This is a genomic window from Flavobacterium urocaniciphilum (genome assembly GCF_900110615.1).
Lineage (GTDB): Bacteria > Bacteroidota > Bacteroidia > Flavobacteriales > Flavobacteriaceae > Flavobacterium > Flavobacterium urocaniciphilum.
Map to the genome: position 1 here is coordinate 760,164 of NZ_FOEI01000001.1, position 13,230 is coordinate 773,393.

At 30.1% G+C, this 13,230-nt stretch carries 15 protein-coding genes; 9 read left to right on the plus strand and 6 right to left on the minus strand.

The window, feature by feature from the left end:
* Window positions 1–87: 87 nt before the first annotated feature.
* Complete coding sequence (locus BMY86_RS03635) at window positions 88–933, minus strand: DUF2911 domain-containing protein (protein WP_091465281.1); 846 nt, start codon at window positions 931–933, stop codon at window positions 88–90.
* A gap of 139 nt (window positions 934–1,072) precedes the next feature.
* Here BMY86_RS03635 and BMY86_RS03640 point away from each other — a divergent pair, with 139 nt between their 5' ends.
* On the plus strand, window positions 1,073–1,534 hold the full coding sequence (locus BMY86_RS03640; RefSeq protein ID WP_091465284.1) for an SRPBCC family protein: 462 nt from the start codon (window positions 1,073–1,075) through the stop codon (window positions 1,532–1,534).
* Between the two features lie 2 nt (window positions 1,535–1,536).
* Window positions 1,537–2,823: a cryptochrome/photolyase family protein gene (locus BMY86_RS03645; RefSeq protein WP_091465287.1), complete on the plus strand. Its 1,287-nt coding sequence runs from the start codon at window positions 1,537–1,539 to the stop codon at window positions 2,821–2,823.
* A gap of 1 nt (window position 2,824) precedes the next feature.
* Here BMY86_RS03645 and BMY86_RS03650 read toward each other — a convergent pair whose 3' ends face one another.
* Window positions 2,825–3,475 (minus strand): HAD family hydrolase, encoded by a 651-nt coding sequence (locus tag BMY86_RS03650; protein ID WP_091465289.1) that lies wholly within the window; start codon window positions 3,473–3,475, stop codon window positions 2,825–2,827.
* Window positions 3,476–3,566: 91 nt separating this feature from the next.
* On the opposite strand from BMY86_RS03650, the gene BMY86_RS03655 reads away from it, so the two are divergent.
* From BMY86_RS03655 to BMY86_RS03665, 3 genes are read left to right on the plus strand one after another with little or no spacing between them, the layout of a single operon-like run.
* Complete coding sequence (locus BMY86_RS03655; RefSeq protein WP_091465291.1) at window positions 3,567–4,109, plus strand: RNA polymerase sigma factor; 543 nt, start codon at window positions 3,567–3,569, stop codon at window positions 4,107–4,109.
* 31 nt (window positions 4,110–4,140) lie between these two features.
* Entirely contained in the window at window positions 4,141–4,590 is a 450-nt protein-coding gene (locus BMY86_RS03660) for a hypothetical protein (protein WP_091465296.1), read from the plus strand.
* Window positions 4,591–4,629: 39 nt separating this feature from the next.
* Window positions 4,630–5,076 carry a sensor of ECF-type sigma factor gene (locus tag BMY86_RS03665; RefSeq protein WP_143065583.1) on the plus strand — a complete coding sequence of 149 codons (447 nt, stop codon included), beginning with the start codon at window positions 4,630–4,632 and terminating at the stop codon, window positions 5,074–5,076.
* Here the strand turns inward: BMY86_RS03665 and BMY86_RS03670 are convergent, their stop codons facing one another.
* Window positions 5,077–6,093 carry a WD40/YVTN/BNR-like repeat-containing protein gene (locus BMY86_RS03670; protein WP_091465302.1) on the minus strand — a complete coding sequence of 339 codons (1,017 nt, stop codon included), beginning with the start codon at window positions 6,091–6,093 and terminating at the stop codon, window positions 5,077–5,079. It abuts the gene before it with no gap.
* 123 nt (window positions 6,094–6,216) lie between these two features.
* Between BMY86_RS03670 and BMY86_RS13020 the strand changes: the two genes are divergently transcribed.
* The 3 genes from BMY86_RS13020 to BMY86_RS03685 all read left to right on the plus strand — a co-directional run bounded on the left by BMY86_RS13020 (window position 6,217) and on the right by BMY86_RS03685 (window position 10,043).
* Window positions 6,217–7,572: a hypothetical protein gene (locus BMY86_RS13020; protein WP_177177114.1), complete on the plus strand. Its 1,356-nt coding sequence runs from the start codon at window positions 6,217–6,219 to the stop codon at window positions 7,570–7,572.
* Between the two features lie 138 nt (window positions 7,573–7,710).
* The gene (locus BMY86_RS03680; RefSeq protein WP_091465305.1) at window positions 7,711–8,928 is read left to right on the plus strand and encodes an RsmB/NOP family class I SAM-dependent RNA methyltransferase; all 1,218 of its coding nucleotides are present in this window, start codon (window positions 7,711–7,713) and stop codon (window positions 8,926–8,928) included.
* 11 nt (window positions 8,929–8,939) lie between these two features.
* Entirely contained in the window at window positions 8,940–10,043 is a 1,104-nt protein-coding gene (locus BMY86_RS03685) for an endonuclease (protein WP_091465308.1), read from the plus strand.
* A gap of 122 nt (window positions 10,044–10,165) precedes the next feature.
* Here BMY86_RS03685 and murA read toward each other — a convergent pair whose 3' ends face one another.
* The 3 genes from murA to BMY86_RS03700 are packed head-to-tail and all read right to left on the minus strand — an operon-like array spanning window position 10,166 to window position 12,569.
* Window positions 10,166–11,476: a UDP-N-acetylglucosamine 1-carboxyvinyltransferase gene (gene murA, locus BMY86_RS03690; protein ID WP_091465310.1), complete on the minus strand. Its 1,311-nt coding sequence runs from the start codon at window positions 11,474–11,476 to the stop codon at window positions 10,166–10,168.
* Window positions 11,477–12,283: a DUF4290 domain-containing protein gene (locus tag BMY86_RS03695; protein WP_091465312.1), complete on the minus strand. Its 807-nt coding sequence runs from the start codon at window positions 12,281–12,283 to the stop codon at window positions 11,477–11,479. It lies immediately after the preceding gene.
* 1 nt (window position 12,284) lies between these two features.
* Entirely contained in the window at window positions 12,285–12,569 is a 285-nt protein-coding gene (locus BMY86_RS03700) for a DUF493 family protein (protein WP_091465315.1), read from the minus strand.
* A gap of 118 nt (window positions 12,570–12,687) precedes the next feature.
* On the opposite strand from BMY86_RS03700, the gene BMY86_RS03705 reads away from it, so the two are divergent.
* Complete coding sequence (locus BMY86_RS03705; protein ID WP_091465317.1) at window positions 12,688–13,224, plus strand: AAA family ATPase; 537 nt, start codon at window positions 12,688–12,690, stop codon at window positions 13,222–13,224.
* The last annotated feature ends 6 nt before the right edge of the window (window positions 13,225–13,230 follow it).

The window sequence follows — 13,230 nt, forward strand, 5'->3', positions numbered from 1 at the left end:
TCCATTCTGAAGTAAATTCAGAACTTCTAACCATTGGTTTTCCTATTAATTAGACAGCCCTATTTTTTATTAGTATAAAGTTACGAATTATTTTTTAGACCACAATTCGATACTGTCTTTATTTTGCTTGATATAATCTTCATTTTTTTCAGCTGTTGCGCCTTCTAATGAAATTTTAGCACTTTCAATAGCACCTTTTTTATCACCTAATTTGTATTGAATTAACGATTTCAATCTGTAGTACCAAAATGGTGCCTTATCACCTGAAATAGCAATTCCTTGATTAATCCAAGTTAATGCTTTGTTTAAGTCGGTATTCGATTGGTAATAATATTGTGAACATGTGAAATATTCATTAGCTGAAGGACCATTCATTGTATCTTCAATCGTTTTTAGAACTACTTTTTGAGTAGGAACTTCAATTTTTAATGATACTAAAGTTTTTTCCCAAGACAATTCTAAATTAGCTGATTCTGTAGTAACATTGTTTATTGAAATAGTAAATGTTTCCACTAATCTGTTTAAACTTTCTGGTTTTACAGTCGTTCTTAAAGCTACCTTTTCTTCTGTCCAAACTTCTGGCAATCCCCAATTGTTGGTATCTTTATAAAATATAATATCCCAAGAATCTGCTTTTGGAGTAGTATATAAAGCATAAGTACCTTTTGGCAACACTTTTGAATCAATAGTTACATCTTGAGAAAAAGTAATAGTTGTGTTTTCATTGGCACCTGTTCTCCAATTTTTTCCGTAAGGAACTAATTCTCCATACACTGCTCTACCTTTAGCACTTGGTCGATGATAATTGATTCCAATTTGGGTTAAACCAACTGTTTGATCAACTTTAGAAACCGGACTTGCTTGAGGAATTGTAATCTGAGCCGAAGAAATTCCTGTAATCAATAATAAACAATATATAAATACTCTAATCATAATGTATAATTTTTTGCTAAGTTAACTTAAAAATAAGAACGTAAAGTTAATAAAATTTTAAATTTTAAAATATATTTTGTTTAATATTATTGAAAAAAGATTAAACAATTGTATCTTTGTAAAGTTAATAATACATAAGATGATTTACAAAATTCATACCAAACAATCGTTACCTATTTCAAAAAAAGAGGCTTGGGAATTTTTATCTGACCCTAACAATTTAAAGGAAATTACACCGAATTCAATGAAATTTGAAGTATTAAGTGGCGCCGATAAAAAAATGTATGCTGGTCAAATAATTGAGTATTTTGTTAGTCCGCTTTTAGGGATTAAAATGAAATGGGTTACAGAAATTACACATGTAATTCAAGATGAGTATTTTGTAGACGAACAACGATTTGGACCTTATACTTTCTGGCATCATAAGCATTTTATTAAAGAAATTCCAGGTGGCATTGAAATGGAAGATATAGTTCATTATAAACTTCCTTTTGGTTTTTTAGGTAAATTAGCTCATGCTGTTTTTGTAAAATCAGAATTACAAAAAATATTTACATTTAGAAGAGAAAAATTAAATCAACTTTTTGGAGAAATTAAATAGTTATGACAATATTTTGGATTAGAAGAGATTTACGTTTTGAAGATAATGCCGCTTTATTTCATGCTTTACATGAAAACGAAGAAGTATTGCCTATTTTTATTTTTGATTCAAATATTTTGCAATATTTAGATAAAAACGATGCTCGCGTTACTTTTATTCATAATCAATTAGCTACAATACAATCTCAACTAAATCAAATTGGAAAGAAACTAGCGGTATTTCACGGAAAACCTCTAGAAGTTTACAGAAAATTGCTTTCTGAAAATAATATAACAGCAGTATATACAAATCAGGATTACGAACCTTATGCTAGAAAAAGGGATTTAGAATTGAATCAACTTTTTAAAGAAAATGCAGTTCAATTTAAAACTTCTAAAGACCAAGTAATATTTGAGAAATCTGAAATTACCAAAGATGACGGTTCTCCGTATGTGGTGTATACGCCTTATTCCAATAAATGGAAAAATGCATTAACTCAAAATCACCTACAAAATTACCCTTCAGAAACTTTATTGCATAAATTTACTGATCACTCCTACCCTTTTTTGAATTTAAATGAAATCGGATTTGAGAAAACTAAGATAGCTTTACCTGAATTTAATATTTCAGAAAAATTAGTATCTAATTACGAAAACACTAGAAATTTTCCAGCAATTGAAGGAACTTCTTTAATTGGTATTCATTTAAGATTTGGAACAATTAGCATCAGAAAACTAGTTAAATACGCTTCAGAATTTCAAAATAAAACATTTTTAAACGAACTCATTTGGCGCGAATTTTTCATGCAAATTTTATGGCATTTCCCTCATACAATTAATCAAAGTTTTAAACCAAAATACGATGCTATAAAATGGGACAATAATGAAATATTATTTCAAAAATGGTGTGAAGGAAAAACCGGTTATCCTTTTGTAGATGCTGGCATGCGCGAATTAAATGCAACCGGACATATGCATAATCGTGTTAGAATGATTGTAGCAAGTTTTTTATGCAAACATCTATTAATCGATTGGCGTTGGGGCGAAACCTATTTTGCTTCAAAACTTTTAGATTATGAAATGGCAAGTAATGTTGGAAATTGGCAATGGGCAGCGGGTTCAGGTGTAGATGCAGCACCTTATTTCAGAATATTCAATCCAACTGAACAAATCAAAAAATTTGATAAAGATTTACAATATATCAAAAAATGGATTCCAGAATTCGGTACTACAAAATACCCAGAACCCATTGTAGATCACAAAGAAGCTCGAGAAAAATGTTTACGTGTTTATAAAGATGCAGTTGGATAAATTATTTTAATAGATTTAAAAAATCTAATTCTTCAAATTTATCAATTACAATATTTGCTAAGCTATAATCTTGTTTTTTAGTATTTGCACTTTTATATCCAACGCAAAATACTTCGGCGGCATGAGCTGCTTTAATTCCGTTAGTACTGTCTTCAATTATGATGCAATTTTCTTTTGGAGAAGTAGACAATCTTACTGCTTCATTAAAAATAGCTGGATTGGGTTTTGATTGTGGAAAATCTTCACCAGAAACAATATGCGAAAAATACTGATGTAAATTAAAACGCTTAAAAACTCTGTCTATCGTAACTTTAGAAGCAGAAGAAGCTAAAATTAATTGAATTCCGTTTTGATGTAAATTTTTAATTAAATCTTCAACACCTTCCAATAAAAATAAATCTTCTTTTGTATCAAAAGCATCATTAAAAATGCTTCTTTTTTTATTCACTAAAACTTCTACTTCTTCTTCAACGCCAAAATGGTCTTTAATTTTTTGAAAAACATTTTTTGTGGAATTACCTGTAAATGTAGCAAACATTTCAGGTGAAACTTCAATACCTAATAATTTAAAATGTTCATAATAAGCATAATGATGTACAGGTTCTGTATCCACAATTACACCATCCATATCAAAAATAACCGTTTGTAACATAGCTATAATTTTTTTGCGAAATTAAAAAAATAAGTTCTTAATTAAACCTTTTTACTTAAATTTAGTCTAACTATTAAAATCCATTGTAATTTTGCAAGAAGAGAAAATATTTATAGAGACTTTAACCAATCCGAAAACGCAAAATGAAGCGTTTAAAAGGCTGATACAACACTATCAGAAACCTTTGTATTTTCATATTCGAAACATTGTTTTGAATCATGATGATGCCGATGATGTGTTACAGAACACTTTTATTAAAGTCTTTTCGAATATTTCAAATTTTAAAGGTGAAAGCAAATTATATTCTTGGATTTACAGAATTGCTACTAATGAATCGCTAACATTTATTGAACAAAGAGCTAGAAAACAAGGTGTTTCAAATGAAGATGTTCAGCAAAAAGCCATTCAGAAATTAGAAAGTGATGTGTATTTTGAAGGTGATGCGATACAAATTAAATTACAAAAAGCCATTGCTACTCTTCCTGAAAAGCAACAATTAGTATTTAAAATGAAATATTTCGAAGAAATGAAATATGAAAATATGAGTGAGATTTTAGATACATCGGTTGGTGCATTGAAAGCAAGTTATCATCATGCTGTAAAAAAAATTGAAGAATATTTAAAAACGAATTAAACCTTTTTAGGTAAAATGAGTCCTATATATAATGAAAACTGATTTAGAAAATAACAAATTAAAAAGCGGATTTAAAACTCCAGATGACTATTTTGATAATTTAAGCGACACTATTTTATCTAAATGGAATGGAACGTATAATTCTGAAATTATACCCAAAAACACTGGCTTTAGTATTCCTGATGATTATTTTTCAAATAACGAAAGCAAACTAATTGATACGATTCTTCCGCAAAAAACGAAAGTTATATCATTAAAAGCAACTATTTTGAAAGTTACTAGTATTGCAGCTGTATTGTTAATCACCATTATTTCTCCATTGTTCTATAATGCATCAGAAACGAAAAAAACAGAATTGGCTGCTATGAATTATTTAGAGTTAAATTCGGAAGAATTAAGTGTTTATGAAATTGGTCAGCTTTTGGAAAACGAAGATATATCAGAATTAGAAAATGAACTTATTTACAATGATTTAGATTAATATATTTAAACTAAATATTTAATAAATAAAACTAAAATTATGAAAACGAAACTTACATATTTTATATTGTTTTTGATGTCAATTCAATTCGGATTTGGGCAAGAAAACGATACTCGAAAAGAAAAAATAAAGTCTTTAAAAATTGCATTTATTTCGCAAAAGCTTTCTTTAACTTCTGAAGAAGCAGAAAAATTTTGGCCGATTTATAATAAATACGACGAAAAAATTATGCTTTTAAAAGAAGAACAATTGAAATTGAAGATTCAAAACAGAAATTTAACAGGTGAAGAAGCTTTAAAAAAGATTGAAGAAGCCGAACAGAAAGAAGCTGAAATAATGGCTTTAAAAAAGAAAATGCGCGCCGAATTAATTCCAGTAATTACAGCCGAAAAAGTTCTTAAATTAGAGCAATTAGAACATGAATTTCATAGAAAATTGTTAGAAAAACTAAAAGACAGAAGAAATCCTCCTCCAAGAAGAAGATAACTATTCAATAACAAGTTTGGTAATTTTATTTTTACCAGCCAAATACAACGTATTAGAATCCTTGAAACGTAGCGTATAAAAGTCTACATCTTCAAGGATTTTTTTCCATGTATTACCTCCGTTTTTAGAATAAAAAACACCAGTAGCCCCACAAGAAAACAATACTTTCCCTTTACTTTCTGGCATAAATTGCACACATGAAGCATATCCAAAACCTTCATTTTGAGCCATTAATTTCCATGTTTTTCCGCCATCAAACGTCATGGCTTTATTATTAAAATTTTCAGTTGGTTTTTCATAGTTCCCACCTGCAATAATCCCAATTTTATCATTATAAAAATCCATTGTGAAAGCTCCGGTCATCGCTTCTCCTTGAACAATTGGAGTTTCATATACTTGCCAGGTTTTACCTTTATCAATACTTTTAAATAATCTCGATTTTTTTCCACCAGAAACTACAAAAATGGTCTTACCAATAACTTTTACATTGGTATTACTAGCTGCAAAAGCGGCTTCTCCTTCTACTATTTTTGGCAAATTATCACACGGAATTTTAACCCAATTATCTCCTTTGTTTTCAGTAATAATAACCGACAAACAATCTTCTGTAGGATCTCCAATTGCTACCCCAAAATCATCGTTTTTAAAAATCATACTATCATAAAAAACTTTTTCATTTTTTTCTTTATAAACAACTTCTAACATATTCGTTTGTTTATTGATTTTAATGAGTCTGGCCGGATTTTCAATACTTAATATAAAAAAATTATTTGTTGTAATTGCAGAGCTTCTATATTCTGTTTTAGAATCATCAATTTGAATAATTTCCAAACTATCGTTTTCAAATGAAATTTTTCCAAACTTACTTCCACTACCTGTAAACCACAGATTATCCAAATCCATATTTAAGGTTCTAATACTCATCTTATCAATGTTTTTTGTTGCAACTGAAATAACCTTGTAATCAGATTTACAACTAAAAAACAAAAAAGAACAAACAATAATTAAATTCTTCATAGCGTTAGTATTTATAGCTAATTTACAATTTTAATCGAAAACTTTAAAGCATAAAATAAAAACTTGGCACAATAATTGGAAATAATACTAAAAGAGAAAAATATTAACTTAATACCTAATATTATGAGAACAAGAATATTCGCAACGGTTATTGGCTCACTACTACTTGCCCTACCCACATTTGCACAAGACAAAACTACTGTCACGGCTAATAGCACTGATATTAGTGATAACTTAGATTTAAAAGCAGTTGCATCTATTTTTGGAGATGCTTCAAACTTAGAAGATTTTGAAAGACGTTTAAATGATCCCAAATCGCAAATAACTAATTTAGATTTAAATAATGATAATTTAGTTGATTATTTACGTGTAGTTGAATCTGTTGAAGGAAATTCTCATATTATTGTTATTCAAGCAGTATTAGAAAAAGATGTATATCAAGATGTAGCTACAGTTGAAGTACAAAAAGACAGCAACAATAAAGTACAAGTTCAAGTTGTTGGAGATGTTTATATGTATGGAGATAATTATATCTATGAACCAATTTACGTTCATACACCTGTAATTTATACAACATTTTGGGTAAATTATTATCGTCCATATTGTTCGTCTTGGTATTGGAATTATTATCCAAGTTACTACCATTGCTGGAATCCGTTCCCGATTTTTAGATATAGAAATCATATTTCAGTTTATATCAATTTCGGACACACCTACAACTATGTATCGTATAGAAGATGTCACACTGCCTATTATGCTTATTACGGTAGAAGATGTAATGGTTATGAAAGAAGTCATCCAAATTATTCATTCTCTCACAGAAATAGAGGCTATTCTAACAGATATGAAATGGATAATCATAGAGAAATAAAAACGCGAGTTCCAGGTTCTAGAGAATTAAATACAAATCAAGGCGGACCAAGAAACAATGCTCAACCTAGAGAAAATAATGCAATTGCATCAAACCCTAGAGGAGAATCTAATCCAAGAGGAAATGTAAATACTGGTTCTCCTAGAAATGAAGGACAACCTAGAACAAATAATCCAAGAGAAATAAATACTCCTAGAGATGTAAATAGCCCAAGAGGAAACGGTTCAACTGATTCTCCAAAAATAGAATCACAACCTAGAACTTATAATCCTAGAGGAAATAGTTCACCAAAAGAAATATCTAGTCCAAGAGGACATGCAAATATCGATAATCCAAGAAGTGAATCACCAAGAATTGAATCACAACCTAGAACTTCTAATCCACGAGTAAATGCTCAACCAAGATTAGAATCACCTAGATCGAATGCACCAAGAAGTGAATCACCTAGAATCCAATCACAACCTAGAATGGAATCTCCAAGAGGTGGTGGTTCATCTCCTAGAATGGAAGCTCCACGAGGCGGAGGCTCTTCACCAAGAATGGAAGCGCCAAGAGGTGGTGGTTCACCAACTAGAGGTGGACATGGAAACTCAGGTAGAGGAAGATAACAAATTAAAAGCCGATAAAATTATCGGCTTTTTTTATTTTTTTACAATATTGATTTACTAAAAATTATTTGGTACATTAAACACTTTTTGCATGCATAAAATTACTATCTTTGCAGGCATTTTTTATTTTTAAAATCCATGAGATTTCACAGAAACATCAGTTTTGCAGTTATAGACGGTTTAATGGCTATTTTCAATGAAGGAGAATATGCTGATAAAGTTGTAGCAAGAGCCTTAAAATTAGACAAAAGATGGGGAAGCAACGATAGAAAGTTTGTTGCTGAAACTATTTACGATATTGTACGTTGGAAACGTTTATATGCAGAAATTGCAGAAGTAAAAAAATTCCCAATAGAAAGAGATAATGTATGGAGAATGTTTGCTGTTTGGGCAACTTTAAAAGGATATACGTTACCTGATTGGAAATATTTTGAAGGAACTCCAGTTAGAAGAATTAAAGGGAAATTTGACGAATTATCTAAAGATAGAAAATTCAAAGAATCTATTCCGGATTGGATGGATGAAATTGGTGTGAAAGAATTAGGTGAAGAAATTTGGACAAAAGAAATTGCTGCTCAAAATGAACAAGCCAAAGTTATTTTAAGAGTTAATACTTTAAAAACTACAAAGGAAAAATTGCAATCAATTTTATTAGAAAGTAATATTGAAACGTTAACTTTAAAAGAATACCCATCAGCATTAGTATTAAAAGAACGTGCAAATGTATTTTTAACGAATGCTTTTAAAGATGGATTATTTGAAGTTCAAGATGCTTCTTCTCAATTAGTCGCAGAATTATTAGATATTAAACCTGGTATGCGCGTAGTAGATACTTGTGCTGGTGCAGGTGGAAAATCATTACATATTGCTAGTTTGTTAGAAAACAAAGGACAAATTATTGCGATGGATTTATACGAAAGTAAATTAAAACAATTAAAACAAAGAGCTAAAAGAAACGGTGTTCATAACATCGAAACACGTGTAATTGAAAGTACCAAAACCATCAAAAAATTACATGAAAAAGCAGATAGAGTTTTAATTGACGCACCTTGTAGTGGTTTAGGAGTTTTAAAAAGAAACCCAGATAGTAAATGGAAATTACAACCGGAATTTATCGATAACATTCGTAAAGTTCAGGCTGAGGTTTTAGAAAACTATGCAAAAATTGTAAAACCAGGCGGAAAGTTAGTGTATGCAACATGCAGTGTCTTACCGTCTGAGAATCAGGAACAAGTAAAGAAATTTTTAACTACAGAAACAGGAAAAAACTTTACCTTTGTAGTAGACAAAAAAGTTCTAGCTCATGAATCTGGTTTTGACGGATTTTACATGGCTTTATTAGAAAGAAAAAATTAATCCCAAATAATATGAAAAAATTTTACTCTTTAATTGTACTACTGAGTACATTTGTTGGCTTTGCACAAAATGGAGCGCCAGCAAGTCCATACTATAATGGTATGAATTGGTCATTAACTGGAATGGCTTTGAAAAGCGCCTTAGAAACTAAAATCACTACAACACATACTAAATTTTTAACTTATTCAGAAGTTTGGAATGCATGTCAAGCAACAGATTTGGATCCTACAAACTCATCAAATGTATTATTGGTATATGGATTTAGTAATAATACTTGTCCTTCTTCACCAAGTGATGATAATGACCATAGAAGTAGAGATAAATTTAGCAATGGTGGTGCAACTTCTTGTGAATGGAACAGAGAACACGTTTACGCAAAATCATTAGGTACTCCTGCTTTAGATGACGGCGGAGCAAGTGATGCTGGTGAAGATGCTCACCACCTTAGATCAAGTGATGTAGATAGAAATAATGATAGAGCTAGTGAAAAATTTGTTGCTGGGTCTGGAAATTCTCATGATGTAACAGCTTCTACATGGTATCCTGGTGATGAATGGAAAGGTGATATTGCCAGAATGATGATGTATATGTATTTAAGATATCCAACACAATGTTTACCAATAAATGTTGGAAATGGAAATCCAGTTGCTAATGACTCAAATATGATTGATTTATTTTTGCAATGGAATGCTGAAGATCCAGTATCTCAATATGAAGATAATAGAAATACATATCATGGAAATACTGCAAATACATATGCACAAGGTAACAGAAATCCTTTTATTGATAATCCATATTTAGCAACAGTTATTTGGGGAGGACCAGCAGCACAAAACAGATGGCCAAGTGTATTTTTATCATCAGAATCTTTCTTGGCTGATTCTGCAGTAAGCATCTACCCTAACCCAACTAATACCAACGAAGTTGAAGTTTATACTGTAGAAACTATTACAAAATTAACTTTAGTTAATGTAAATGGACAAGTAATTAAAAATATTGAAAATCCAATTTTCAATCAAAATACTTATAAATTAAATAATTTACCACAAGGATTTTATTTCTTACAAATTGAATCTGAAAACGGTAATTTAACGAAGAAAGTAATTGTAAATTAATTTTACAAAATCAATATTCTAAATCCTCAATTATAGCTATAGTTGAGGATTTTTTTACCAAATAGGTTTTCAAACCTGTCTGGTATAAAAACAAAAAAGCGACATTTCTGTCGCTTTTCTTTTTATACTCTTACGATATTCGCACCTAATGCTCTTAATCGTTCATCAATTCTTTCGTAACCTCTATCAATTTGCTCGATATTCTGAATGGTACTCGTTCCTTTTGCAGATAAAGCCGCAATTAATAATGAAATTCCCGCTCTAATATCTGGTGAACTCATTGTAGTAGCTTTTAATTGTGATTGGAAATCATGCCCCATAACTACTGCTCTATGCGGATCACACAACATAATTTTTGCTCCCATATCAATTAATTTATCTACGAAGAACAAACGGCTTTCAAACATTTTTTGGTGAATTAACACATCTCCTTTTGCTTGCGTTGCCACAACTAAAACGATACTTAATAAATCTGGAGTAAATCCTGGCCAAGGCGCATCTGCAACCGTTAAAATTGAACCATCAATATCGGTTTTAATTTCATAACCGTCTTTATGAGCAGGAATATAAATATCATCTCCTTTTTGCTCTACTGTAATTCCTAATTTTCTAAATACATTCGGAATTTGACCTAAATTATCCCAACTAACATTCTTAATTGTAATTTCACTCTTTGTCATAGCCGCTAAACCAATCCAAGAACCTATTTCAATCATATCAGGTAAAATTCTATGCTCACAACCACCTAAAGAATCGACTCCTTCAATCGTTAATAAGTTAGAACCAATACCTGTAATTTTAGCTCCCATTGAATTCAACATTTTACACAATTGTTGTAAATAAGGTTCACAAGCTGCGTTATAAATTGTGGTAGTTCCTTCCGCTAAAACAGCAGCCATTACAATATTTGCAGTACCTGTAACTGAAGCTTCATCTAAAAGCATGTACGCACCTTTTAACTTCCCTTCCGATTCTACACCATAAAAATGTTCTTCTCTTACATATCTAAATTTCGCACCTAAATTGATAAATCCTTCAAAGTGCGTATCTAATCTTCTTCTTCCTATTTTATCACCACCTGGTTTCGGAATAAATCCTTTACCAAAACGCGCTAATAACGGTCCAACAATCATAATAGAACCACGTAAACTTCCGCCCTCTTTTTTGAAAGCTTCTGTTTCTAAGTAATTTACATTTACTTCATCTGCTTGAAAAGTATAATCACCAGGTCCGTTTTTCTGAATTTTTACACCTAAATTACCTAATAAAGTAATTAATTTATTAACATCAATAATATCCGGAATATTTGTTACTCTTACTTTTTCTGAAGTTAACAAAACTGGACATAAAACTTGTAATGCTTCGTTTTTTGCACCTTGAGGTTGTACATTCCCTTTTAATGGCTTTCCGCCTTCAATTTTGAAAGTTCCCATTTAGATATTATTATTTCTGTTATTATTTTTTGAATTTTGATTTTGATTTCTATTTCCTTTATAATTAGGGTTATTCATATTTGCCTTATTATTATTCGGATTAGAATTATTGTTATTGTTATTGTTATTTTTAGAATTCTGATTTCTGTTTGAATTTTGATTTCCTTGATTAGAATTCTTATTGAAAAATTGTGTTTTATTCGACTGTTTTTTATTGACTTTCATTAAGTTTTGAGATGTCGATAATTCTTCAGTTGTAGCTGTTAAATTCAATTTTCCGTTAGATAATTCTAATAAATGCTGAAAGATAACTTCATCCGTAACGGTATCTTTATTCCAACTTAAAAAACACTTTTTCATGTGATTAGCAATCACAATAATTAAAGCATTTTTCAATTCTCCATCTTCCCATTTACACGCTACATCAATCATGTATTTGATATTGTTTCCGTAAAAACGATATTTTGGAAAATTCTGTGGATAATTTAATCGCTCTGGTTTTAAAGCAATTACATCACGTGTAGGAATTGGATAGGGAGAATCGATGTCTAATTTAAAATCAGACATAATAAATAATTGATCCCATAATTTATGCTGAAAATCTGGAACATCTCTCAAATGTGGATTCAAATTTCCTAAAACTGAAATAACATAGCGAGCACCTTTGTTGCGCTTTTCTCTGTCTTCAATTACTGTAATTTGATCAATTAATTTCTGAACATATCTTCCATATTCAGGAATAATTAGATGTGGTCTTTGAGAGTTATACTCTAAATATTCTATAGCATCGTCTGTTTTATATGACATATTATAACGAAATTATTCCTTCTATTGTTGATAATTCCTGATATTTCTCGATAACTTTATCAGGATTTTGCATTGTTACATTTACAGAAATACTAGTGTATTTACCTGTTTTAGAAGAATGTGTTTTTATTACAGCCCCCATATTGTTAAACGTATTTTCTACTGTATTTACATTCGTAGCATTTGTTGGAACAATAAATTTATATAAATAAACAGCAGGCCAAGTAGTTGATTCTTCTAATTCTGATTTAAGTCTAATATAAAAATCTTCTGTTTTTTTATCCATGTTATATTAAAGTAATAAACAACAAATATACATTTATAATGTTTGATTTAAAAATATAAATAATTAAGATTTTCAAAATAAAAAAAATGATAGTACATTTGGCTTTTTTAAGGATAAAATGAATAAGAAAATAATTCTATTAATAGGCGGACCAAGTTCTGGTAAAACTACGTTAATTAACCATTTAGAAAAAGAAGGACACGTTTGTTATCCTGAAATTTCAAGAGAAGTTATTTTACAAGCTAGAGAAAAAGGAATCGACTATTTATTTTTAGAAAACCCGATGTTGTTTAGTGAAATGCTTTTAGAAGGCAGAATTAAACAATATGAAAAGGCTATTACTGAAGAAAAACCTGTTTTTATCGATAGAGGAATTCCGGATGTAATTGCTTATATGGACTTTATTGGTGATTCTTACCCTCAAAATTTCATAGAAGCTTGCGAAAAATATAAGTACGACAAGATTTTCTTATTACCTCCTTGGGAAGAAATTTATACTAGCGATGAAACTCGTTATGAAACATATGAAGAAGCTAGTAAAATTCACAACTTTTTAGTAGATACTTATAAAAAATACGGATACGATTTACACGAAGTTCCAAAAACAACTGTAGAAAATAGATATCAGTTTATTTTAGAGCATTTAAAAGACTAATACTAT

What these genes read in the sequence shown, in the direction of transcription:
- BMY86_RS03635 (WP_091465281.1), bottom strand. Translation starts at nt 933, where the DNA reads ATGATTAGAGTATTTATATATTGTTTATTATTGATTACAGGAATTTCT.
- BMY86_RS03640 (WP_091465284.1), top strand. Translation starts at nt 1,073, where the DNA reads ATGATTTACAAAATTCATACCAAACAATCGTTACCTATTTCAAAAAAA.
- BMY86_RS03645 (WP_091465287.1), top strand. Translation starts at nt 1,537, where the DNA reads ATGACAATATTTTGGATTAGAAGAGATTTACGTTTTGAAGATAATGCC.
- BMY86_RS03650 (WP_091465289.1), bottom strand. Translation starts at nt 3,475, where the DNA reads ATGTTACAAACGGTTATTTTTGATATGGATGGTGTAATTGTGGATACA.
- BMY86_RS03660 (WP_091465296.1), top strand. Translation starts at nt 4,141, where the DNA reads ATGAAAACTGATTTAGAAAATAACAAATTAAAAAGCGGATTTAAAACT.
- BMY86_RS03665 (WP_143065583.1), top strand. Translation starts at nt 4,630, where the DNA reads ATGAAAACGAAACTTACATATTTTATATTGTTTTTGATGTCAATTCAA.
- BMY86_RS03670 (WP_091465302.1), bottom strand. Translation starts at nt 6,093, where the DNA reads ATGAAGAATTTAATTATTGTTTGTTCTTTTTTGTTTTTTAGTTGTAAA.
- BMY86_RS13020 (WP_177177114.1), top strand. Translation starts at nt 6,217, where the DNA reads ATGAGAACAAGAATATTCGCAACGGTTATTGGCTCACTACTACTTGCC.
- BMY86_RS03680 (WP_091465305.1), top strand. Translation starts at nt 7,711, where the DNA reads ATGAGATTTCACAGAAACATCAGTTTTGCAGTTATAGACGGTTTAATG.
- BMY86_RS03685 (WP_091465308.1), top strand. Translation starts at nt 8,940, where the DNA reads ATGAAAAAATTTTACTCTTTAATTGTACTACTGAGTACATTTGTTGGC.
- murA (WP_091465310.1), bottom strand. Translation starts at nt 11,476, where the DNA reads ATGGGAACTTTCAAAATTGAAGGCGGAAAGCCATTAAAAGGGAATGTA.
- BMY86_RS03695 (WP_091465312.1), bottom strand. Translation starts at nt 12,283, where the DNA reads ATGTCATATAAAACAGACGATGCTATAGAATATTTAGAGTATAACTCT.
- BMY86_RS03700 (WP_091465315.1), bottom strand. Translation starts at nt 12,569, where the DNA reads ATGGATAAAAAAACAGAAGATTTTTATATTAGACTTAAATCAGAATTA.
- BMY86_RS03705 (WP_091465317.1), top strand. Translation starts at nt 12,688, where the DNA reads ATGAATAAGAAAATAATTCTATTAATAGGCGGACCAAGTTCTGGTAAA.